The 21034-nt window shown below is 59.8% G+C and carries 21 protein-coding genes; 10 read left to right on the plus strand and 11 right to left on the minus strand.

What is annotated here, in order from left to right:
• Nucleotides 1-15 precede the first annotated feature (15 nt).
• Nucleotides 16-825 carry a helix-turn-helix domain-containing protein gene (locus LIY45_RS24325; RefSeq protein WP_026077691.1) on the minus strand — a complete coding sequence of 270 codons (810 nt, stop codon included), beginning with the start codon at nucleotides 823-825 and terminating at the stop codon, nucleotides 16-18.
• A 116-nt stretch (nucleotides 826-941) separates the two neighbouring features.
• Here LIY45_RS24325 and LIY45_RS24330 point away from each other — a divergent pair, with 116 nt between their 5' ends.
• Nucleotides 942-1259, plus strand: coding sequence for a DUF2834 domain-containing protein (locus LIY45_RS24330; protein ID WP_226477855.1), 318 nt, complete (start codon nucleotides 942-944; stop codon nucleotides 1257-1259).
• 191 nt (nucleotides 1260-1450) lie between these two features.
• Here LIY45_RS24330 and LIY45_RS24335 read toward each other — a convergent pair whose 3' ends face one another.
• Together LIY45_RS24335 and LIY45_RS24340 are read right to left on the minus strand one after the other, a co-directional pair.
• Nucleotides 1451-2617, minus strand: coding sequence for a cystathionine gamma-synthase (locus LIY45_RS24335; protein ID WP_226477856.1), 1167 nt, complete (start codon nucleotides 2615-2617; stop codon nucleotides 1451-1453).
• The gene (locus LIY45_RS24340; RefSeq protein WP_226477857.1) at nucleotides 2614-3990 is read right to left on the minus strand and encodes a cystathionine beta-synthase; all 1377 of its coding nucleotides are present in this window, start codon (nucleotides 3988-3990) and stop codon (nucleotides 2614-2616) included. The genes LIY45_RS24335 and LIY45_RS24340 overlap by 4 nt, the downstream gene beginning before the upstream one ends.
• Before the next feature lie 264 nt (nucleotides 3991-4254).
• Here LIY45_RS24340 and atzF point away from each other — a divergent pair, with 264 nt between their 5' ends.
• Both atzF and LIY45_RS24350 read left to right on the plus strand, forming a co-directional pair.
• Nucleotides 4255-6054 (plus strand): allophanate hydrolase, encoded by a 1800-nt coding sequence (gene atzF, locus LIY45_RS24345; RefSeq protein WP_226477858.1) that lies wholly within the window; start codon nucleotides 4255-4257, stop codon nucleotides 6052-6054.
• 2 nt (nucleotides 6055-6056) lie between these two features.
• The gene (locus LIY45_RS24350; protein ID WP_226477859.1) at nucleotides 6057-6743 is read left to right on the plus strand and encodes a GntR family transcriptional regulator; all 687 of its coding nucleotides are present in this window, start codon (nucleotides 6057-6059) and stop codon (nucleotides 6741-6743) included.
• 147 nt (nucleotides 6744-6890) lie between these two features.
• On the opposite strand, the gene dapA is transcribed toward LIY45_RS24350, so the two are convergent.
• A complete protein-coding gene (dapA, locus tag LIY45_RS24355) occupies nucleotides 6891-7754 on the minus strand; it encodes a 4-hydroxy-tetrahydrodipicolinate synthase (protein WP_226477860.1) in 864 nt (287 codons plus the stop codon).
• A 426-nt stretch (nucleotides 7755-8180) separates the two neighbouring features.
• Between dapA and LIY45_RS24360 the strand changes: the two genes are divergently transcribed.
• Entirely contained in the window at nucleotides 8181-8660 is a 480-nt protein-coding gene (locus LIY45_RS24360) for a VOC family protein (protein WP_226477861.1), read from the plus strand.
• Nucleotides 8661-8673: 13 nt separating this feature from the next.
• Here the strand turns inward: LIY45_RS24360 and LIY45_RS24365 are convergent, their stop codons facing one another.
• Together LIY45_RS24365 and LIY45_RS24370 are read right to left on the minus strand one after the other, a co-directional pair.
• Nucleotides 8674-9837 (minus strand): GGDEF domain-containing protein, encoded by a 1164-nt coding sequence (locus LIY45_RS24365; protein ID WP_226477862.1) that lies wholly within the window; start codon nucleotides 9835-9837, stop codon nucleotides 8674-8676.
• A 70-nt stretch (nucleotides 9838-9907) separates the two neighbouring features.
• A complete protein-coding gene (locus tag LIY45_RS24370) occupies nucleotides 9908-10528 on the minus strand; it encodes a LysE family translocator (RefSeq protein WP_226477863.1) in 621 nt (206 codons plus the stop codon).
• Between the two features lie 238 nt (nucleotides 10529-10766).
• Between LIY45_RS24370 and LIY45_RS24375 the strand changes: the two genes are divergently transcribed.
• Nucleotides 10767-11333 (plus strand): hypothetical protein, encoded by a 567-nt coding sequence (locus LIY45_RS24375; protein WP_226477864.1) that lies wholly within the window; start codon nucleotides 10767-10769, stop codon nucleotides 11331-11333.
• Between the two features lie 82 nt (nucleotides 11334-11415).
• Here LIY45_RS24375 and LIY45_RS24380 read toward each other — a convergent pair whose 3' ends face one another.
• From LIY45_RS24380 to LIY45_RS24390, 3 genes are all read right to left on the minus strand, one after another.
• On the minus strand, nucleotides 11416-11841 hold the full coding sequence (locus LIY45_RS24380; protein ID WP_226477865.1) for a hypothetical protein: 426 nt from the start codon (nucleotides 11839-11841) through the stop codon (nucleotides 11416-11418).
• Nucleotides 11842-12188: 347 nt separating this feature from the next.
• Nucleotides 12189-13334, minus strand: a complete 1146-nt coding sequence (locus LIY45_RS24385; protein WP_226477866.1) for a serine hydrolase domain-containing protein — start codon at nucleotides 13332-13334, stop codon at nucleotides 12189-12191.
• A 71-nt stretch (nucleotides 13335-13405) separates the two neighbouring features.
• Nucleotides 13406-14473: a fatty acid desaturase gene (locus LIY45_RS24390; protein WP_226477867.1), complete on the minus strand. Its 1068-nt coding sequence runs from the start codon at nucleotides 14471-14473 to the stop codon at nucleotides 13406-13408.
• A 316-nt stretch (nucleotides 14474-14789) separates the two neighbouring features.
• On the opposite strand from LIY45_RS24390, the gene LIY45_RS24395 reads away from it, so the two are divergent.
• Nucleotides 14790-15353, plus strand: a complete 564-nt coding sequence (locus tag LIY45_RS24395; protein ID WP_226477868.1) for a recombinase family protein — start codon at nucleotides 14790-14792, stop codon at nucleotides 15351-15353.
• On the opposite strand, the gene LIY45_RS24400 is transcribed toward LIY45_RS24395, so the two are convergent.
• The gene (locus tag LIY45_RS24400) at nucleotides 15345-15890 is read right to left on the minus strand and encodes an AAA family ATPase (RefSeq protein WP_226477869.1); all 546 of its coding nucleotides are present in this window, start codon (nucleotides 15888-15890) and stop codon (nucleotides 15345-15347) included. The genes LIY45_RS24395 and LIY45_RS24400 overlap by 9 nt on opposite strands.
• A gap of 111 nt (nucleotides 15891-16001) precedes the next feature.
• The gene (gene argC / locus LIY45_RS24405; protein ID WP_226477870.1) at nucleotides 16002-16934 is read right to left on the minus strand and encodes an N-acetyl-gamma-glutamyl-phosphate reductase; all 933 of its coding nucleotides are present in this window, start codon (nucleotides 16932-16934) and stop codon (nucleotides 16002-16004) included.
• 112 nt (nucleotides 16935-17046) lie between these two features.
• On the opposite strand from argC, the gene LIY45_RS24410 reads away from it, so the two are divergent.
• From LIY45_RS24410 to LIY45_RS24425, 4 genes are all read left to right on the plus strand, one after another.
• A complete protein-coding gene (locus tag LIY45_RS24410; protein WP_226477871.1) occupies nucleotides 17047-17931 on the plus strand; it encodes a LysR family transcriptional regulator in 885 nt (294 codons plus the stop codon).
• 81 nt (nucleotides 17932-18012) lie between these two features.
• Nucleotides 18013-18345, plus strand: coding sequence for a DUF2388 domain-containing protein (locus LIY45_RS24415; protein ID WP_026077740.1), 333 nt, complete (start codon nucleotides 18013-18015; stop codon nucleotides 18343-18345).
• Nucleotides 18346-18500: 155 nt separating this feature from the next.
• Nucleotides 18501-18761, plus strand: a complete 261-nt coding sequence (locus tag LIY45_RS24420) for a hypothetical protein (protein ID WP_226477872.1) — start codon at nucleotides 18501-18503, stop codon at nucleotides 18759-18761.
• Nucleotides 18721-20916, plus strand: a complete 2196-nt coding sequence (locus LIY45_RS24425) for an OsmC domain/YcaO domain-containing protein (RefSeq protein WP_226477873.1) — start codon at nucleotides 18721-18723, stop codon at nucleotides 20914-20916. Before LIY45_RS24420 ends, LIY45_RS24425 begins: the two co-directional genes overlap by 41 nt.
• The last annotated feature ends 118 nt before the right edge of the window (nucleotides 20917-21034 follow it).

The following is a 21034-nucleotide window of genomic DNA, read 5'->3' on the forward strand; positions in this document are numbered from 1 at the left end:
CCCCGCCGCGGCTTTCTACCTCACCAATGACCGCTCATACGCCGCGGTCATCACCTGCCACGTCTGCGCATCCGCCGGAATCAAATGCTCAATGCGCAACGACGTCACCGTGATGTCCTGGGGCATGCCGAAGGTGGTGAAGGTCGACATGAAGTTCAGCTCACCTTCACGGGAGTTGACGCGTGTCAGCACCAGTGGCGGTGGTTCATTGACCAAGGCTTCGGTACTTTGCGGGGCTGGCAGGCTGTCCAGAAGCCTGGCAAGTTCGGGATTGCCCAACGCCTCGCGCGTCGCCCGTTGCCAGGCGATGGTGCGGATTTCTTCAGCGTTGATCAAATGATCACCCAGGCCGCCAGGCTGTAGCAGGGTGACCAGCAAATTCAGGCCATCAGCCGCCTCCGGCTTGATCCCCACCAGCTCGAACAGCACCTGGGTACTGGCGTTGGCGGCGAGCACTTCCCAATGGCTGCCCAATACGATCGCCGGCGCAGGATTATTCGCGTGGAGCACATGGCTGATCGCCTCGCGAATGGCCTCCATGGAGGGCGAGGAGAGCGGGGTTGCCTCATAACGCGGGGCGAAGCCGGCGGCGAGGAACACGCTGTTGCATTGCTCCAGCGGAACCTCCAGCGCCATCAGCAAATTATGCAAGGTGCCCGGGCTCGGCTTGGCGCGCCCGGTCTCGATACAGCTCAGGTGGCGCTGGGAAACCCCGGTGATCAGCGCCAGTTCCAGCTGGCTCAATCTGGCGTGCCGACGCAGCACGCGCAGTTGCGTGCCGGCGGTGGTGTCGGGGTTGGCGCGGGGAAAAGGTTGGCTGCTCATGGGCTGACTCTGGCCGTGAGGGTCGGTGGTGTCGATGACCTGTGAGGTCATTGAGAGGGGAACGACGTTATCACTAATGTGCAACTTCCCGAACCGTTGTCTCCAAGGAGGAGAACATGCGCAGACCCTGGATAGCCCTGGCCGGGTTATTGGCTTTTACCGTTTACACCGTGATCACGATGCTGGCGGCGGATCAGTCGCTCATGGCGTTCGGACTTGAATTGATGTCGAGGCCGGACACTACCCAGGTGGTGATTGACCTGTACCTGATGGCGCTGATGGCGTGCGTATGGATGTACCGGGATGCGCGGGCCAGAGGCAAATCCCTGGTGTCGGTGCTGCCTTATTTGCTGATAACCGTTGTATTCGTATCCATCGGGCCGCTGCTGTACATCGTGGTCAACGGGTTCCGCGAACCTTCAGGGATACGGTGATGACGGTTTATGTGCTGTGCGTGCGGGTGCTGTTCCTGAGGATCGGATTCGGGGCAGAGCCTTAGCTTCTCCGAATAACCTGTGGCGAGGGAGCTTGCTCCCGCTGGAGTGCGCAGCGCTCCCAGGATTTTGGGGTCGCTGCGCAGCCCAGCGGGAGCAAGCTCCCTCGCCACAGTGTGCTGCGTTGTTATTTAGATTGTTGATAATGCGTGCGCCAGATCTGCCCGCAAATCCTCCACATCCTCAACCCCCACCGACAACCGCACCAACCCGTCACCAATCCCCAGCAGCGCCCGGGTCGCTGCCGGGATACTCGCATGGGTCATGATCGCCGGGTGCTCGATCAAGCTTTCAACGCCCCCGAGGCTTTCGGCCAGCGCAAAGATCTTCACGTTTTCCAGGAAGCGCGTCGCACCCGCCAGGTCGCTTTTCAGGTCCACCGAAATCATCCCGCCAAACCCGCGCATCTGCCGGCGTGCCAGCTCATGCTGCGGGTGTGATGCCAGGCCTGGGTAATAAACCCGCGCCACTTGCGGCTGTTGCTCCAGCCACGTCGCCAGCTCCAGCGCATTGCTGCAATGGCGCTCCATGCGCAGCGCCAATGTTTTCACCCCACGCAGGGTCAGGAACGCGTCAAACGGCCCGGCAATCGCACCCACGGAGTTCTGCAGGAAGCCCACGCGCTCGGCCAGCTCAGGATTCTGGCCCACCACCGCAATGCCGCCGATCACATCGGAATGGCCGTTGAGGTACTTGGTGGTGGAGTGCACCACGATGTCGAAACCCAGTTCCAGCGGGCGCTGGATCCATGGGCTGGCGAAGGTGTTGTCGGCCACGCAGAGGATGCCCCGGGCCTTGCAGATACGGGAGATGGCGCTGAGGTCGGTCAGGCTCAGCAGCGGGTTGCTCGGAGTTTCGACCCAGACCATCCGGGTGTCGTCCTGCAACGCGGCTTCGAAGGCCGACAGGTCGGTCAGGTCGACGAAGCTGAAGCGATGGCCGGCGCTGCGTTGGCGCACTTTGTCGAACAGGCGGAAGGTGCCGCCGTACAAGTCATTGCCGGAGACCACGTGGGAACCGGCGTCGAGCAGTTCCAGCACGGTGGAAATCGCCGCCAGCCCGGAAGCGAACGCGAAGGCCTGGGTGCCGCCTTCCAGGTCGGCCACGCAGCGTTCCAGGGCGAAGCGCGTCGGGTTATGGGAGCGCCCGTAGTCGAAACCTTTGTGAACGCCGGGGCTTTCCTGCAGGTAGGTGGAGTTGGCGTAGATCGGCGGCATCAGCGCCCCGGTGGTCGGGTCCGGGGATTGCCCGGCATGGATCACGCGGGTGGCGAAAGCGCTTTTATCGTGCTGGGTCATGCAAGGGATCTCCGTAAGTGATTGAGCAGGTCGACGCGGGTGATCAGGCCGTAAAAGCCCGACGCGTCAGCAATGATTGCCACCAGTCCGCGATCCAGTTCGGCCTGCAATTGCGCAAGGCTGGCGCTGGGCGCAAGGGTGTGAAGGGCGTTGGTCATGGCGCTGGCCACGGTCATGGAAAAATGCGCGGCGTTCTGATGCAGGCCGAGCAATACGTCCGACTCGTCGAGCACTCCCACCAGTTTTTGGCCGTCCACCAGCACCGGCAATTGCGACACGTCCGCCAGGCGCATGCGCTGGAAGGCGGTGAGCAGGCTGTCATTGGGGCCGACGCTGATCACCCGGCCGTCCTCGAAACGGCGGGCGATCAGGTCCCGCAGGTCGCCGTAGTGCTTGTATTGCAGCAGGCCGGCGTCTTTCATCCATTGGTCGTTGTAGACCTTCGACAGGTAGCGCGTGCCGGTATCGCAGACGAAGGTGACCACGCGTTTGGGCTCGGTCTGTTCGCGGCAATAGCGCAGGGCGGCGGCGAGCAGGGTGCCGGTGGAAGAGCCGCCGAGAATGCCTTCGGCCCGCAGCAGTTGGCGGGCGTGGTCGAAGCTTTCTTCGTCGCTGATGGAGTAGGCATGGCGCACGCTGGAGAGGTCGGCGATAGAGGGGATGAAGTCTTCGCCGATGCCTTCCACGGCCCAGGAGCCGGGCTCGGTCATGGTGCCGCTGCGGCTGTATTCAGCCATCACCGAGCCGACCGGGTCCGCCAGCACCATCGCCAGGTCGGGTTGTACGCGCTTGAAGAAACGGGTCAGGCCGGTGAGGGTGCCGGCCGAGCCGACGCCGACCACAATGGCGTCGAGATCATGCTGGGTCTGGGCCCAGATTTCCGGCGCGGTGCTGGTCTCGTGGGCCAGGGGGTTGGCCGGGTTGTTGAACTGGTCGGCGAAGAACGAATCGGGAATGTCCTTGGCCAGCCGTGCCGCCACGTCCTGGTAATACTCGGGGTGGCCTTTGCCGACGTCGGAGCGGGTGATGTGCACCTCGGCGCCCATGGCTTTCAGGTGCAAGACCTTTTCGGTGGACATCTTGTCCGGCACCACCAGTACCACCCGGTAACCTTTGGCGCGGCCCACCAGGGCCAGGCCAAGGCCGGTATTGCCGGCGGTGGCTTCGATAATGGTGCCGCCAGGGCGCAGGCGGCCGTCGCGTTCGGCGGCGTCGATCATGGCCAGGCCGATGCGGTCCTTGATGGAGCCGCCGGGGTTCTGGGATTCAAGCTTGAGGAACAGCGTGCACGGGCCGGTATCGAAGCGGCTGACCCGCACCAGCGGCGTGTTGCCGATCAGTTCGAGCACAGCGGGGCGGGAAGCGGTGGGCATGTCGTCACCTGCTACGGAAAGGGCGTATGGGATGGACAGCAGCGGTTACAGCATGGTTTCGAACATAGGCCGGTATCGACCCGCTCGCAACCGGGCGGCCGCCTGAATGTCTTTTTTTGGCGCATTGCTGCTTCATCACGGCGCACGGTTGAGGGCGGCCAATCCGCCGGTTTTCTGCCAGCGCCACGTATTCATTGGCTTGCAGCTGATTGGCCCAGCGATTGCTAAAAGAAATCCAAACTTGGATACAAGATGGAATCTTCAATGCGCAACGAACAACTTGGCTGGACCCTTGGCGAATGGCAGGCCGCTTACCGCAGCCAGGCGCTGACCCCCGACATCCTGTTGACCCTGGCGGGCACGTTTCCCGCCGAGGACAACGCCTGGATCAGCCGGGTGCAGCCACAGCAACTGCGGGACCAGTTGGCGCAGCTGGCCGAGCGGCTTGCGGCGGTCGACGGCGAGATCGACAAGTTGCCGTTGTATGGCGTGCCGTTTGCCATCAAGGACAACATCGATGCGGCGGGTTGGGAGACCACGGCGGCGTGTCCTGAGTTTGCCTATCGCGCTGCGGCGGATGCCTCGGTGGTGGCCCGGTTGCGGGCGGCCGGAGCGATCCTGATGGGCAAGACCAACCTGGATCAGTTCGCCACCGGCCTGGTGGGTACGCGCTCGCCCTACGGTGCAGTGGGCAACAGTTTCAATCCGGATTACGTCAGCGGCGGCTCCAGCTCCGGTTCGGCGTCGGTGGTTGCGCGAGGCCTGGTAGCGTTTTCCCTGGGCACCGACACCGCCGGTTCCGGGCGGGTACCGGCGGGCTTCAACAATATCGTCGGGCTGAAGCCGACCAAGGGCCGATTGTCCAACACCGGATTGGTGCCGGCCTGTCGCACCGTGGACTGTATTTCGGTGTTTGCGCTGACCGTTGAAGATGCTGAGACGGTTGCGGGCCTCGCTGCGGCTTACGACGCCAGCGACGCCTATTCACGCATCAATCCCAACACCGCGCCGGTAGCGGTGGGGGCCACGATCAAACTGGCGGTGCCGGCCAGCCTGGAGTTTTTTGGCGACGCACAGAACCAGGCCGTGTTCGAACAGGCGCTGCTCAGGTTTCGATCCCTCGATGCCGAGATCACGGCGGTGGATTTCAGCCCGTTCCAGCAGCTCGCTGAGCAGCTCTATTACGGCTCCTGGGTGGCGGAGCGCACGGTGGCACTGGAAGGCATGCTCGCCAGCAACGCCGAAGCGATCAACCCGGTGGTGCGTGGCATCGTGGAAAACGGCCACAGGTACAGCGCCTGCGATGCCTATAAAGCCGAATACCTGCGCGCCGAACTGAGCCGCCGCATCAATGACACCCTGGCCGGTTTCGACGCCTTGCTGGTGCCGACCTCGCCGACGATTCGTACCCTGGCAGAAATGGCCGTGGAACCGGTGCTCTACAACTCGCAGTTTGGCTTCTACACCAACTTCACCAACCTGGCCGACCTCTCGGCACTGGCCGTGCCCGCCGGGCTGCGCAGCGATGGCCTGCCCTGCGGTATCACCCTGATTGCGCCTGCCTGGCACGACGCAGCCCTGGCGCATCTGGGCAAGCGTTGGCAGGCCGGCCTCGATCTGCCGTTGGGCACCACCGAACGCCACCTGCCACTACCGGCCCCCGCGCGTCAGACTCCGGGCAGCGTACGGGTGGCGGTGGTGGGCGCGCACCTCACCGGGATGCCACTGAACTTCCAGCTGACCAGCCGCAACGCCGTGCTGGTGGAGCAAACCCTGACGGCGAGCCACTACCGCTTGCATGCGCTGCCTGGCACGGTTCCGCCCAAGCCTGGGCTGGTCAAGGATGATTCGGGCCGCTCGATCATCGTCGAGCTGTGGGACATGCCGATCGCCCGCTTTGGCGAGTTCGTCGCGGAGATTCCCGCGCCGCTGGGCATCGGCAACCTGACCCTGGCGGACGGGCGCAGTGTGAAAGGGTTTATCTGCGAGCCCTGGGCCCTGGCAGGCGCCACCGACATCACCGAATTCGGTGGCTGGCGCGCCTACATGGCGAGCAGGAAATAGCCATGCAGCTCTCAACCACGAGAAAGCCCAGCGAACGGCCGGATAGCCTGGCGGAACGGGTCTACCAGCAGTTGAAGGACGACATCTTCGACTTTCGTTTGTTGCCGGGTGATCGCTTCAGTGAAGGTGACGTGGCCGAGCGCATGCAGGCCAGCCGCACGCCGGTGCGCCAGGCGCTGTATCGTCTGGAGCGGGAAGGGTACCTGGAGGTGTTCTTCAGGAGCGGCTGGCAGGTGCGGCCGTTCGACTTCAACTATTTCGAAGAGCTTTACGACGTTCGGATCGTGCTGGAGTTGGCCGCCGTCAATCGCTTGTGTGGCATGGCGGAGCAGGGGCTTGAAGGGCTTGGGGCGATTTGGCAGGTCGACGAAAGTGCGCGGCTGGATGACGCCCAGATCGTCTCGGCGCTGGATGAGGCGTTCCACTGCGGGCTGGTGCAGGCCACGGGCAATGCTGAAATGGCGCGCATGCATTACGAGATTACCGAGAAAATCCGCATCATTCGGCGGCTGGATTTCACTCAGCAATCGCGTATTGCAGCGACCTACGAGGAGCACGCAAGCATCCTCGATGCGATCCTGCGCCGGCAAAGCGATCAGGCGCAGCAACTGCTCAAGACTCACATTGAGGTGAGCAAGCAGGAGGTGCGCAAGATCACGTTGCATCGGTTGGCTGTAGCGAGAGGATAAGCAGCCCATGCCCTGTGGCGAGGGAGCTTGCTCCCGCTGGGGTGCGAAGCGCCCCCAAACCCGGTCACCTCATTTTACCTGCCGAAAACGCGGTGCCTGAATGGGGCTGCTGCGCAGCCCAGCGGGAGCAAGCTCCCTCGCCACGGGTTACTCCCGCAGGGCTAATAGGTGCTGCAACCGATTTGCCACCGCCTCGCTCGCCCTCACCATCGGCGCCCGCAACTCACTGCCGATCAAACCCTCCATCGCCAGCGCCGCCTTCACCGGCGCGGGGTTGGGCTCCACGAACATTGTGTGGATCAACGGCAGCAAGCCGAAAAACGTCTCACGAGCCGCCAGCAACTGGTGATCGCGAACCTGCCGATGCAGCGCCACAAAATCCTCGGTCCGCACATGCGCCGACGCGGCAATCGCCCCGGTCGCTCCCAGGCACAACGCGTTGAATATCTGCACATCCTCGCCACACAACACATCAACCTGCCCACTGGCCAACAACGCCAAGGTGTTGGCCAGGTTGCCGCCGCAATCCTTGATCGCGACGATTCGTTCATGGGCAACGATGTTCAGCAGCGTCGCCTGCTCGAAGGCAATGCCGGTGCGATAGGGAATGTCATACAGAATGATCGGTGCACTGGAGGCATCGGCCAGGGTGCGGAAGAACGCCTCAAGGCCCGCCTGGGACGGGCGGATGTAGCTCGGCGGTGGTACCAGCAAACCGGCCACCGGGCGTTTCAGGATTTCGGCCTGGAACTGCAGAAGCTCAATCTGGTTATACCCCGCCAGGCCCATCACCACCTGCTGCGGCGGTACGAGTTCCAGTACGGCATCCAGCATCGCCAACTGCTCATGGCGGCTCAGGGACGCGGCTTCGCCGGTGGTGGTGCAGACCATGATCCCGGCCACGCCTTTTTCCAGCAGATGGCAGACCAGGCGGCGCAAGCCGATGAAGTCGATGGTGCCGTTATGAAACGGTGTAACGACGGGAACCCAGATACCTTGAAACGATGACATGCGCTTTCTCCTGATGGTTGACCGATTTCGTCACCGTCAGAAGGGCAGAGGGAAGTAAGCAAGAGGAGGGGGCCTTCGCGCTCAATGTCCTGTCAGCTCATCTGACGGGACAGCGCGCCCCGGTCACATGAGCGACTGTTTCTTCGATTTGAGGGCGTGCGCAACGCAACCTTGCGCCTTGGCAATCAAGCCAATGACGGAAAAGTTGAAGGTCGTTGCAGACATTGAGGACACACCCTGAAGAAGACGCTCATCTTTATGGATTATTACAGGGTGTGTCAACTCACAGCGATCAGTCGCGGTTCAACCAGTGGCGTACGAAACGCACCGTTGGGGGTAACGCGGGGAGCGTGTCAGGACGCGAACGCATTCTTGTCGGTAGCGGTACTACACTGCAAGTCCGAACCTCCACGCTGGAGAACACTCATGCTCAGCAAAAACACGGTGTGCCTTTGGTACGACGGCGGCGCACTGGACGCTGCCAACTTCTACGCCAGGACCTTCCCGGACAGCGCAGTGACCGCAGTCCATCATGCGCCCGGTGATTATCCCGCCGGCAAACAGGGCGATGTCCTGACCGTGGAATTCACGGTCATGGGCATTCCTTGCCTGGGGCTGAACGGCGGCTCTGGCGTGCAGCACAACGAGGCATTCTCGTTCCAGGTGGCCACCGACGACCAGGCGGAAACGGACCGCTTGTGGCACGCAATTGTCAGCCATGGCGGCCAGGAAAATGTCTGCGGTTGGTGTCAGGATCAATGGGGCGTGCGGTGGCAGATTACCCCGAGGGTGCTGAGCGCGGCGATCACCCATCCCGACCCGGCAGCAGCCAAGCGGGCGTTTGACGCGATGATGGGCATGACCAAGATTGATATTGCGGGGATTGAGGCGGCGCTTAAAGGTTGACGCGCCGATTGAGTCAATCGGCGCTCACCGCCGTCCGGTCCACCAGACGAATACGGTTGCGTCCGCCACGCTTGGATTCATACAACGCTGCGTCGCCTTGCTCGATCAAGGCGGCAAGGCTCGCGGGTGGCGTGTCGAACAGGCTGGCGCCGATGCTCAATGTCACCGCCTCGGGCGTGGCGAACGCCTGTGAGGCGGCGTGATGAAACTGTTCGCGCAGGGCACTGCCCAGTTCGACAATGCGCGCGTTCGAGGTGTCGTTCAGCAGGATCACGAATTCATCACCGCCCAACCGCGCCGCCAGCGAATCATCGGGCAACTGCGCGCGGATCATCTCGCTCAAGGCCACCAGCAGCCGGTCGCCCGCGGTATGGCCGTACAGGTCGTTGATCAGCTTGAAATTGTCGATGTCGATCAACAGCAGGGCACCTGGCCGGGCCTGCGAGACGTTGCTCAGCAGGCTTGGTGCCCGCACTTCAAGGGCGCGGCGGTTGTACAACGCCGTCAACGGATCGCGGGCGGCCAATCGTGCAATCTGTTCTTCACGGCGGTAGCGCTCGGTGCCGGTCATCGACAATGCAATCAGCATGATCGCCATGGCGCCTTCCACCAGCGACACCTGAATAATCTCGCCACGAAACGCCGTCAGGTCGATCAGCGTACCCGGCACGATCGCCACCAGCGACTTGGCCAGATAAAACAGCCCGTGGGCCAGCAGCACATAACGCAGCTGCACCGCCCCCACGCTGAGTGACCGGCCATGGGGCCGCAGCAGGAAACTGGCCCGCAGGGTCGGCAGGGCAACCAGCAGCGAGTTGGCCAGCAGCATGGCCTTGGACCACGACTGTCCTCCCGGCAATAGCAGCATGGCAAACCAGGCCACGAAGATCAGGTACCAGCCGCGAGACAGGCGCACCTGAGTAAAACGCGCAACACCCAGCAGGAACAGCCAATGAGCGGTGATCAGCAGCCCGTTGGCGAACCAGATGCCGATCAATACCAGGCCGCTGGCCCGCAGCAGCGCCAGGGTGCTGCCCACGCTGATGATGGCGAAACCGGCGGTCCAGTACAGCAGCGATGGTTCGCGAACATTGCGCCACTCGACCGCCAGGTACAGCGCGGCGGCGCCTGCCAGGGCGATGGTGAGGACCAGTATGGTGATGGGGTCGAGCGCCATGGGCGAACTGGCCTGCCTGAGTTGCGGTGAGACGGCGATTGTAAGCGGTTTGGCCAGTTTTTCGCAGTGCTCAGGCCCTGCGCGCCATCAGCAATACCGTCGCGGCGGCCGACAACAACCCGGCGCAGCAGCGGTTGAAAATCCGCTTGCCCCGAGGCTGCGCGAACCAGCGGCGCATATGCAAACCCATATAGGCGTAGGCGCTGATGGCGATCCATTCCAGGGCCAGGAACATCACACCCAGCAGGGCGAATTGCGGCGTGATCGGCTGTGCCGGGTCGACGAATTGCGGCAGGAAGGCGGTAAAAATCAGGATTGCCTTGGGATTGCCGGCGGCCACCAGGAACTCCTGCCTTGCCAATGCCCACAAACCTGCCTTGGGCGCTGTCGACTCAGCCTCCGCCTGCGGATTGGCCCGCCACAGTTGATACGCCAGATAGAACAGATACGCCGCCCCCAGGATCTTGATCCCGTAGAACAACAACTCCGAGGTTTGCAACACCACCGCCAGTCCGGCGGACGCGAGGGCGATCATCCCGGCGAAGGCCAGCAAACGCCCGACGCCCGCCAGGCACGAAGTACGGTAGCCGTAGCGGGTGGAGTTGCTTACGGACAACAGGTTGTTCGGGCCGGGCGCCATGTTCAGGGCGAAGCAGGCCGGGAGGAAGAGGGTGAGGGTGGCGAGGTCCATGGGAGCTCCGGCGGGCGTTGGCGGGTAAGGCCACGAGGATAAGGGATGTGAGGCGGTTGAACAATTTGCGCTAATGGGTAGAACCGATGGCGCTCTGCCCATGTCTGTGAGTCGCGGATAAATAGATCGTTACCCGTGACGCTCATTCGTTAATATGCCCGGCATGCCAATTGGGTAAAGGAAGTAGCGTGAAGCACGAAGCGCTTTTACCGGGAATTAAAAATAGAGTAGGCAGGGAATGGAATATCCTTCATTTGAAAACAAATCAAAGAAAAGAACCTTGTTGTTGGTGGTGTGTCTGGTATTTGGAGCATGGATTGCTTATATGCTCTGGGCCGCTCGTATTGGAATGCGAACGGTTTTAATACCATCGATTCCCGAGTGGACGACCTATATAGTCATTGGTTGTCTGGTTGGACTCTTTTTTGCTGCAAGGGCCACCTACTATCGTCCGGCTGTAAGAAACCCGAACCGTGTTGGAGAATCTTTTTTTGGTGGTTTTTGCCTGGGTCTGATTTTGTCCTTACACAGTTATGACGTCGTTACGTACCTGTTGCCCGGCGACATTGTTCAGTATGCGTCACCTTACGAGCTGGATACTCCGGGGCCCTACGTTGGAAAGTTCAGTCGTTGTGAGGCGGGTCTGCGGATTAAGGATTTAAAGACTGAGCGCTGGGTTGAGCTTTGTACCACTCAGTCGGAATTTAACGATCAAAGAAAGAAAGGCATGAATGCAGTGTGGGTGACTGCTCATTCAAACAAGATAGGTTCTTATATCGAGGCGTATGAATTTATTTATAAATAAATCATGTTGGCTGGGTGTTTAGGTAGATCCGACCGTGGTGCCAGCGTCGCTGATGAGCTACTGGCACCGCGGAATTTGTGGGTCAACGCTTCATGGCATCACACTCGGCACGCAAGTTACTGTCGCTGATATTGGCACAGCTTTGGCCATCGACTTTGGCCTTGCAGTAGGCGCGTTGATCGTTGTCACTGATATTGCTGCAACTTTGACCTTCGATTTCCGCCTTGCAACTTGCCCGAAGGTTGTTGTCGCTGATGTTGGCGCAGCTTTGGCCATCGACTTTGGCTTTGCAGTAGGCACGTTGATCGTTGTCACTGATGTTGCTGCAACGTTGACCATCCATTTCCGCTTTGCAACTTGCCCGGAGGTCGTTGTCGCTGATATTGGCGCAGCTTTGGCCGTCGACTTTGGCTTTGCAGTAGGCGCGTTGATCGTTGTCACTGATGTTGTTGCAATCGGCATATGCGTAGCCACTCAACATCAATAACATTGCAATAATGACTCTCATCACTCTCTCCCTGTTTTGTCAGGAAATGGCCTGACGCTGACTGATCCAAAATATCTCGCCCTTGTGAAGAGCTATCAAATTGACATCATTCTTTTGATAAGTTCCATGGTGGGAGTAGTACGCCGCAAAAAAAGATGCACTGCCCGAGGATCTTGGTCGTGTAGAACCACATAAAGTTCTAGGCACCCGGGTCCAGGTGCCGACCGGATTTGCCGTCTTTCGCGACCCGGTGTTCGTGCCGCCGCCGCGCTCATTTGCCGGAAAGACCGCGCTCCGTAGTCGCGCCGCGTAGTCGGCGTCGATCAGTTCGTTGAAAGCCTCAGGTGAATAGATCCGCCCCTTTCCTATCAAAGCGCCGCATAGACAAGCGATGAAAGCCGGCCGGGACGGGGATCAATCATCGAATGGCTGCCCGAGGTGGTGGTGACAAAGCCAAAGCTCACTTGCCTTTCGGGATCGGCGAAACTGATCGGGCCGCCAAGCCCGATATGGCCAAAGGTGTTTGGGCCCATCGCATGGGAAGCCATCGGGTCGCGTTGCTGCTCCAGCATGCAGCCTAATCCATAACGCATGGGGCGCATCCATACCCGATCCATACCATGACTGTGCTCTCGAGTGAACTCACGAAGCAGTTCGGGACCGATAAAGTTTCCCGCCATCAATGCACTGTAGAAACCGGCCAAGCCGTGAGCTGAACCGTGTCCACATACGGCGGGTTGCCGGTAGGCCCACCAGCGCGAGTCACTGGTTCGTCTGGGCACCATTCCGGGGTTGGTGAAGGCGAGTGTCGCGATATGCGACGGCTCGTTTTTCACCACGGTTCGCAATGCCTGCGAGTAAGGATCACCGACCCGTCCGGTGGCACTGTCGAAACGCGCGATACGATGAAAGTGTTCTTCGTCCACGCCAAGGTGCACGTCCAGCTCATGGGGGTCTAGAATCTCTTCGTGGATAAACACACAGGGATCGCGTCCGTCCACCCGACGAATCAACTCACCGAGAATCCAGCCAAACGTGGTGGTGCCGTACCCCAGGTCTGTTCCCGCTTCCCACCAAAGCGGCTCGGCCTCCAGCACCCGCAGCATATGTTCCCAGTCATACATCATGGGGTTATGGTCGGGTGCTCGCAGCGCCGGCAGGCCTGCGGTGTGGTTCATCACCTGGCGCAAGGTGACCCGTGCTTTCCCGCCCTGGGCGAATTCAGGCCAGTAAAGGGCCACGGGCGCATCCAGCTCCAACTTGCCGTCCTCGACCAACATCAGGACGGCCACCGCGACGTAGGGTTTTATAACGCAAAAGGTATTGGCCAGCGTATCGCGGGTCCAGGGCTTCGCGCCTGCCAGATCCGCCATGCCCGCCCAGAGGTCGACAACGGTCTCTGCGCCTACCTGCACGCATAGGCCGGCCCCACGTTCCTGCGGATCATCAAACATGTCCTCGAAGGCCTGCTTGACCGCTTCAAACTGCTTCGCACACATCCCTTGCGCTTTCATACCTCAACGTCCTCGTATTTAAAGTGTGGCCCTTGATACTTGCCGAACACCGATAATGGTTGTCGGGGAATTCACCCACGAGACCGAGTTTGGGAGTGCTCCACGGAGAAGCGGTTCGCTCGCTTGTAGGTGCCGAAGTCATTGAACCTGACACCGGCCTGGGCCATGACTTTATGAGCATAAGGTGCCGTCATCTGGCGCAGATAAAACGGGTCTCTCACCACGAAGTGATGGATGCTGTGGGTGCTGCCAAAGTTGAAACAGAACAATTGGAACGGCCACAGCCACCAAGGGTTCATCACTTGGGTTTGTTGTAATGCGTTACGCGGGGCAACGTCGCCGTAATAGTGCATGTTTGAACTTATAAAAAATAGGCAGAACTGCCGTATCATATTGGGCGCTATAAGAATAACTACTGCGCTATTAACGATATCCATTAATTCCAGCGTCGTGGCAGAGTTGTGAACCTCCATCCCAAGCATTGACCCAAACCAGACATACAGGTGGTAGCCGAGGAACACATACCAGCACCCCCAATACAGAAGCCCGAAAGGTGTATTGAGCCGAATAATCTTGCCTAACAATCTTACCTTTTGCCGCCATCCCGGGGCAAAAACCGCATTTAGAAAACCAAATACAAATCCGTCCACCAGTTTCAATAATCGCAGTGTTCCCCAAGGACTGCCGCTCGTGGTAATCCAGGCCTCGACATCCGAATCAGTTCCGGACGCCTTATGGTGATGAAAGTGCAGACTGCGCCTTAGCCACGGACTGGGCATTCCCGGCCGTGCCAGCCAGCAGAAGAGCATCATGGCATTATGGGCCAGCGGCTGCTTTCTGAAATAGAGGCGATGAATCAGGTCATGTTCGATTTCATGAATAAACGAAGTCAGCAGCGCATTGATCAAAATACACGTCCATCCGGGGATAAAACCCTTTATATAGAGCCCTCCCGTAATGACCATCCCTATCAGGGAGAACGCCATGACACCCGCGCCCAGCGCATCCTGGTGCTGCAGGATCGGATAACGCTTTCGCAGGTAGTTTCCATGATCCGTAATACTCCGAGTTACCTTATCAATCTTTTCCTGATCGGTAGTGGGGTGATCAATTTCGATGGCGTTTTCCAAGACCTTCATCCATTCATCCTCTGATTGCATGGGGGAATTACCAGCCGCGTCAAGCCGGTCAAGTCAATTGTTTGAACTATAAAACAGTAGTTATTCATATTCGCTGCTTGAGTGACATGCATCATCCAATAAATATGGAATCGACTTTTTTGCGAAAAGCTTGTTAGAATTCCAAGCTTCAAAAGGATAAGGCAAGTTCAACTCTTTGCAACTGTGTATTTTGGGTGGGTACAGTGTTACAAGTATCGGTGTAAGGATTTGATAATTTAGTTACAGTTTGTACAAGTATAAAAAGACTCTGTACAAGTATTGCCAAGGAGGCACCATGAGATTGCATCGCATCAAATATTTCCGGCGTTCTCTACAAGCGTCCGAGGGCGCTGTAGAGACAATAACGAGCGATGATGTATTTGATGCCGTGTTTTGCGATGAGCCGGCAGACAATGCCGCGAATCCCGCGGGCCAGGAAAGGCTACTTCGCTACCTCCAGTGTGGAGATACCGTGGTAGTGGACAGCATGGCCTCGCTCACCTCCAGTACGGAGCAGCTGTGCACCCTCATTCGCCGGCTGATTGAAAAGCAGGTCACGCTGGAGTGCTTGAACGAAAACCTGATTTTCCGGCATGACTGTCTTGAAGTTGTGGAGTCCATCATTGCGGTGATGGAGCTGATTGCAGAGTTCGAGCGCGCGGCGATGAGGGAAAAACAGGCTGCAGGCATTGCTACTGCAAGGGTCCGGGGGATGTACAAGGGCCGCAAGAAGAAACTGTCTGACAATCAGGTTGTAAATCTAATTGACCGGGCCGGTGCAGGAGAAAGTAAATCTAAATTGGCACGTGATTTTGAGATCAGTCGGCAGACGCTTTATCGGTACTTGAGATCAACTTAGTGGCTTATTCAGACGCAGAGATACTGCGGGCAAACCGTCGAGAAACTCGGCGATCTGTTGGCCACCGCGCAAGTGCACCACGGGCACCAACGGACCTGCTGCCAGGCGCACCGCCTCGATACTGGGCCGGTAGCTGCGATCAAACGTCCACACGTACTTCAGAAACGTCAGGAACTCCCGGTCGAGTTTCTCGGTACAGCCTGCAGGAATGTCCGGGCGCGGGCGGTTCTGCGCACTGCGCAGGATCACCCGGCCGAAGCAGGTGAGCCGTGGCGTGTCGAGCCAGATGATCAGGTCGGCCCGGGGCAGGCGCAGGTCGAACGTGCGTCGAGCGTAGTTGCCCTCGCAGACCCATCCATCGGGTGCGACTGCGTTGCGAACCCGCGTTCGGAACTGCTCGGCATCGGGCTCGACCCAGCCGGGCGACCAGAACAAGGTGTCGAGGTGCACCACGGGCAGGCCCAGACGTTCGCCGAGGGCCCGGGCGAGGGTGGACTTTCCGCTGCCGGCATTGCCGAGAATCACGATGCGTTGCATAGGGACGTCCTGTCGCGGAATAGCCGGCGATTGTGCAGGTTTTGCATGACCGATTAAAGCCAACAGTCGTGACGGATTACGCCAGCTGGACCCTGGAACAATCGGCGCCGGCTATTGTTTTGCCCTGATCATCAAATCCAGGTTTTGCACGGCAGCACCCGCAGCGCCCTTGCCGAGGTTGTCGAACACTGCCGCCAGCAGGACCTGGCCCGTCGCGTGGTTTTCACACACGATCAGGCGCACCTCGTCCGTGCCGTTCAGCGCTTGAGGATCGAGGTAGGTCAGCTCCTTGGCGGCCTGCATCGACAGCACCTGGACGTGATTCGTATCGCGGTAGTGCTGCGTCAGGCAGGCATGCAACCGCGTAGCGTTCATGTCCGGGGCCAACAGCCGCAGTTGCAGCGGGATGGTCAGCACGATGCCCTGGCGGAACGCCCCGTAGGCCGGCACAAACATGGGCCTTTCCGTCAGCCCGCTTTGCAACTGAATCTCCGGCACATGCTTGTGCGCCAGTCCCAGGCCGTACACCAGGAAGGCGGGCGCTTGTGAAGCATCCGCGCCCTCATGTTCCTGCACCCCGGCGCGGCCCTTGCCGGAATAACCCGACACGGCATGAATGGTCGTCGGGTAGTCCTTGGGCAGCAGCCCGGCCTCAAGTAAGGGGCGCAACAGTCCGATCGCTCCGGTGGGGTAGCAACCGGGATTGCTGACCCGCTGCGCCGTGGCAATGCGCTGGGCCTGTTGCGGGTTCATCTCGGCAAAACCGTAGGTCCAGTCAGGGTGAGTACGGTGGGCGGAACTCGCGTCGATCACCCGCACGGCCGGATTCTGGATGCTGGCGACGGCGTCGCGTGCGGCGTCGTCGGGCAAGCATAGAATCGCGATGTCGCAAGCATTGATCATCTCGGCGCGCTGCTGCGGGTCCTTGCGGTGTTCCGGGCTAAGAGTGATCAGTTGCAGGTCGGTGCGGTCCCGCAGGCGCTGATGGATCTGTAACCCGGTGGTGCCTTGGTCGCCGTCGATAAATACAAGAGGATTTGCCATGGGATGCACTCGCAGAGGAAATCAGGTGTTCCAATCTTCGGCGAGCCGCTAGGATAGGAAAAGTTGAATTTCCAAACGATGAAGTTCAGGTTTTCTGAATAAGGATTGACCCATGCGCGAAATCAGCCTGGACCGCCTGCGCACACTCGTGGCGATTGCCGACCTTGGTTCGTTCGCCGAGGCGGCCCGCATGCTGAACCTCGCGCCACCGACGGTCAGCCTGCACATTGCTGATCTTGAGTCGCGAGTGGGCGGCAAGCTGTTGTCGCGTACCCGTGGGCGGGTTCAGCCTTCGGCGATTGGCGAAACCTTGGTGGAGCGTGCACGCCGGTTGTTGGCGGATGCGGAACAGGCGCTTGAAGACGTGGAGCGGCAGGTGCTGGGCCTGGTAGGGCGGGTGCGGCTGGGCGCCTCGACCGGGGCCATCGCACAGTTGCTGCCGCAAGCCCTCGAGACGTTGAGCCAACACCACCCAGCCATCGATGTGCAGGTCGCAGTGCTCACCTCGCAGGACACGCTGAAGAAACTTGCCGAAGGCGCACTCGAAATTGGCCTGGTGGCGCTGCCGCAGGCGCCAGTGAAGGGGTTGCGCATCGAGCCCTGGCGGCGGGATCCGGTCATGGCGTTTTTGCCGGCACGCCGGGAATGCCCGGAAGTGGTGACACCTGCTTGGCTGGCCGCCCAGCCCTTGATTCTGAATGACACCACCACCCGGCTTTCACGCCTGACTTCGGAGTGGTTCGCCAGTGACGGGCATCAGCCCACGCCGCGTATTCAACTCAACTATAACGACGCAATCAAAAGCCTGGTGGCTGCCGGTTATGGCGCTACGTTGTTGCCCCATGAGGCTTCCACGCCTTTGCCTGACAGCCGGATCGTGATGCGTCCAATCCAGCCCTTGCTGTGGCGCCAACTGGGGATTGCCCACCGCGCCGGGGACATCGAGCGGCCAACGCAACATGTGCTGGATGTGTTGTGGGGGTTGAGTGCGGGGTAGCGCCTTCAAGTTGTGTGTACCGTGCGGGACGGGTAGCCTTGCGCCCCGATGTAACTAGCCATTTCAAGGAAGGAAGCGCGCGTGAGGATTTTTCAAGGAGTGATCGGGTTGGCGGGATTAGGCCTGTTGCTCGGTTGCAGCGTTGCCGAGGCTAAAGACGGTGTCTCCTTTGGCGACGATCCGCTTGGGTGGTCATGCCTGAAGTTCTCCACCTTCACCTTGCTGACGTCGGAACTGACCACCCGTCCCGGCAGCTTTCTTTCGGCCAAGAATGACGCATTGGCGTTTGTAGGGTCCGAGGGCCAGATCCGGGGTGCGTATTTTGAGCAGGCGTTGCGGGATTTTCGCGGTGCTGGCGGTAACCCTGATGTCAGCGATGCGCAGTTTGCCGAGGCGGTGGCGGTGATTGAGTAAACACGTTTCAACCCTCAACCTGACCTGCTCATGGAGAGCTTACGCCATTTCGTAACGTCCTCGTTTTTACCCATCTCGCCGTAACGCTGTTGCTATCAGGCTGTGCAACCTCTGAGGTGGGTGTCACACCGGCGGCGCCCTTTGATCTTGAACCCTTGGGCCAGCCGCTGGTGCAGACCAGCGTCCGTACTGCGCTGATCGACCAGATCATCGTCAAGGACCCGGTGGTGATCTCATCGCAAAAGCCGGTTCTCAATCTGCTCACCGCGGATAACATCAACCACCCGCGATCCGACAAGCCCGAAAGCACAAGACTTACGCCTCGAAACCCGGATAATGGCGGCCATATTTTGCTCGCTATTCTGGTAATCCCGCATGGAAATCAAGGTCAATTTTCTCGACAACCTTCGACTTGAAGCCAAGTTCGACGACTTCACCGTGGTGGCCGACCAGCCTATTCGCTACAAGGGCGATGGCTCGGCCCCGGGTCCGTTCGATTACTTCCTGGCTTCGTCGGCGTTGTGTGCGGCTTACTTTGTGAAGTTGTACTGCGAAACCCGCAACATCCCCACGGACAACATTCGCCTGTCCCAGAACAACATTGTCGACCCGGAAAACCGCTACAACCAGATCTTCAAGATCCAGGTCGAGTTGCCGGCGGATATCTCCGACAAAGACCGCCAGGGCATCCTGCGTTCCATCGACCGCTGCACCGTGAAAAAAGTGGTGCAGGCCGGGCCGGCGTTTGTGATCGAAGAAGTGGAAAACCTGGATGCCGATGCCCAGGCATTGCTGATGCCGAGCGCGGCGTCGGATGCGGGCACCTACATCGCGGGCAAGGACCTGCCGCTGGAAACAACCATCGCCAACATGTCGGCCATTCTGGCGGGCCTGGGCATGAAGATTGAAATCGCTTCGTGGCGCAATATCGTGCCCAACGTGTGGTCGCTGCATATCCGCGATGCGCACTCGCCGATGTGCTTTACCAACGGCAAGGGCGCGACCAAGGAAGGCGCGCTGGCGTCGGCGTTGGGCGAGTTTATCGAGCGGCTGAACTGCAACTTCTTCTACAACGACCAGTTCTGGGGCGAAGACATCGCCAATGCGCCCTTCGTGCATTACCCGGATGAGCGCTGGTTCAAGCCCGGCCGCAAGGACGAACTGCCGCCGGAGATTCTCGACGCCCATTGCCTGCACATCTACAACCGCGATGGCGAGCTGCGTGGCTCGCACCTGTACGACACCAACTCCGGCAACGAGGAGCGCGGCATTGTTTCGCTGCCGTTCGTGCGCCAGTCCGACGGCGAGGTGGTGTATTTCCCGTCCAACCTGATCGAGAACCTGTACCTCAGCAACGGCATGAGTGCCGGTAACACCCTGGCTGAAGCGCAGGTGCAGTGCCTGTCGGAAATCTTCGAGCGTGCGGTAAAACGCGAAATCATCGAAGGCGAATTCGCGCTGCCGGATGTGCCGCAGGAAGTGCTGGCGAAATTCCCGGGCATCCTGGCCGGTATTCAGGGCCTGGAAGCCCAAGGCTTTCCGGTACTGGTGAAGGATGCGTCCCTGGGCGGCGAATTCCCGGTGATGTGCGTGACCTTGATGAACCCGCGCACCGGCGGTGTATTTGCGTCGTTCGGCGCGCACCCACGCCTGGAAGTGGCGCTGGAACGCAGCCTCACCGAGCTGCTGCAAGGTCGCAGTTTCGAAGGCCTGAATGACTTGCCGCAGCCGACGTTCGAAGGCCATGCGGTGACTGAGCCGAACAACTTTGTCGAGCACTTCATCGACTCCAGTGGCGTGGTGTCGTGGCGCTTCTTCAGCTCCAAGTCCGACTACGCGTTCGTCGAATGGGACTTCTCCGGCCAGGGTGAAAACTCCAATGCCGAAGAGGCTGCAACCTTGTTCGGCATCCTCGAAGGCATGGGCAAGGAAGTGTACATGGCGGTGTACGAGCACATCGGTGCGACCGCCTGCCGCATCCTGGTGCCGGATTATTCAGAGATCTATCCGATCGACGATCTGATCTGGGACAACACCAACAAGGCGCTGTTTTTCCGCGAAGACATCTTGAACCTGCATCGTCTCGATGAGGCTGAATTGAAGGGGCTGGTTGAGCGTCTGGTGGAAAGCGAGCTGGACGACTACACCGACATCACCACCTTGATCGGCATCGAATTTGATGACAACACGGCGTGGGGGCAGCTGACCATTCTGGAATTGAAGCTGCTGATTTACCTGGCCTTGCAGCAGTTCGAGGAAGCGAAAGAACTGGTGGAAATGTTCCAGCAGTACAACGACAACACGGTCGAGCGTGGCTTGTTCTACCAGGCCGTGAATGCGGTGCTGGAGATGGAACTGGACGAAGACCTGGAGCTGGCGGACTACGAAGTGAACTTCCGCCGGATGTTTGGCAACGAGCGGATGGATGCGGCGATAGGGTCGGTGAATGGCAGTGTGCGGTTCTATGGCTTGACGCCGACGAGCATGAAGCTGGAAGGGCTGGATCGGCACCTGCGGTTGATCGACAGCTACAAGAAGCTGCACGCGGCGCGGGCCAATACGGCGCGCTGACCTGCTAGTGAAGGACCCTTGTGGGAGCTGGCTTGCCTGCGATGCAGGCAACTCGGTGTATCTGGTACACCCAGTTGATGCCATCGCAGGCAAGCCAGCTCCCACAGGGTTTAGCGTT

Source organism: Pseudomonas sp. MWU16-30323 (genome assembly GCF_020515595.1).
Taxonomy (GTDB): Bacteria; Pseudomonadota; Gammaproteobacteria; order Pseudomonadales; family Pseudomonadaceae; genus Aquipseudomonas; species Aquipseudomonas yamanorum.

Excerpts from the sequence above, each read along its gene's own strand:
- LIY45_RS24335 (WP_226477856.1), bottom strand. The coding sequence starts at position 2,617 with ATGACCCAGCACGATAAAAGCGCTTTCGCCACCCGCGTGATCCATGCC.
- LIY45_RS24400 (WP_226477869.1), bottom strand. The coding sequence starts at position 15,890 with ATGCAACGCATCGTGATTCTCGGCAATGCCGGCAGCGGAAAGTCCACC.
- LIY45_RS24380 (WP_226477865.1), bottom strand. The coding sequence starts at position 11,841 with ATGAGAGTCATTATTGCAATGTTATTGATGTTGAGTGGCTACGCATAT.
- LIY45_RS24390 (WP_226477867.1), bottom strand. The coding sequence starts at position 14,473 with ATGAAGGTCTTGGAAAACGCCATCGAAATTGATCACCCCACTACCGAT.
- atzF (WP_226477858.1), top strand. The coding sequence starts at position 4,255 with ATGCGCAACGAACAACTTGGCTGGACCCTTGGCGAATGGCAGGCCGCT.
- argC (WP_226477870.1), bottom strand. The coding sequence starts at position 16,934 with ATGGCAAATCCTCTTGTATTTATCGACGGCGACCAAGGCACCACCGGG.
- LIY45_RS24360 (WP_226477861.1), top strand. The coding sequence starts at position 8,181 with ATGCTCAGCAAAAACACGGTGTGCCTTTGGTACGACGGCGGCGCACTG.
- dapA (WP_226477860.1), bottom strand. The coding sequence starts at position 7,754 with ATGTCATCGTTTCAAGGTATCTGGGTTCCCGTCGTTACACCGTTTCAT.
- LIY45_RS24350 (WP_226477859.1), top strand. The coding sequence starts at position 6,057 with ATGCAGCTCTCAACCACGAGAAAGCCCAGCGAACGGCCGGATAGCCTG.
- LIY45_RS24395 (WP_226477868.1), top strand. The coding sequence starts at position 14,790 with ATGAGATTGCATCGCATCAAATATTTCCGGCGTTCTCTACAAGCGTCC.
- LIY45_RS24425 (WP_226477873.1), top strand. The coding sequence starts at position 18,721 with ATGGAAATCAAGGTCAATTTTCTCGACAACCTTCGACTTGAAGCCAAG.
- LIY45_RS24370 (WP_226477863.1), bottom strand. The coding sequence starts at position 10,528 with ATGGACCTCGCCACCCTCACCCTCTTCCTCCCGGCCTGCTTCGCCCTG.
- LIY45_RS24375 (WP_226477864.1), top strand. The coding sequence starts at position 10,767 with ATGGAATATCCTTCATTTGAAAACAAATCAAAGAAAAGAACCTTGTTG.
- LIY45_RS24340 (WP_226477857.1), bottom strand. The coding sequence starts at position 3,990 with ATGCCCACCGCTTCCCGCCCCGCTGTGCTCGAACTGATCGGCAACACG.
- LIY45_RS24385 (WP_226477866.1), bottom strand. The coding sequence starts at position 13,334 with ATGAAAGCGCAAGGGATGTGTGCGAAGCAGTTTGAAGCGGTCAAGCAG.
- LIY45_RS24330 (WP_226477855.1), top strand. The coding sequence starts at position 942 with ATGCGCAGACCCTGGATAGCCCTGGCCGGGTTATTGGCTTTTACCGTT.
- LIY45_RS24325 (WP_026077691.1), bottom strand. The coding sequence starts at position 825 with ATGAGCAGCCAACCTTTTCCCCGCGCCAACCCCGACACCACCGCCGGC.
- LIY45_RS24365 (WP_226477862.1), bottom strand. The coding sequence starts at position 9,837 with ATGGCGCTCGACCCCATCACCATACTGGTCCTCACCATCGCCCTGGCA.
- LIY45_RS24410 (WP_226477871.1), top strand. The coding sequence starts at position 17,047 with ATGCGCGAAATCAGCCTGGACCGCCTGCGCACACTCGTGGCGATTGCC.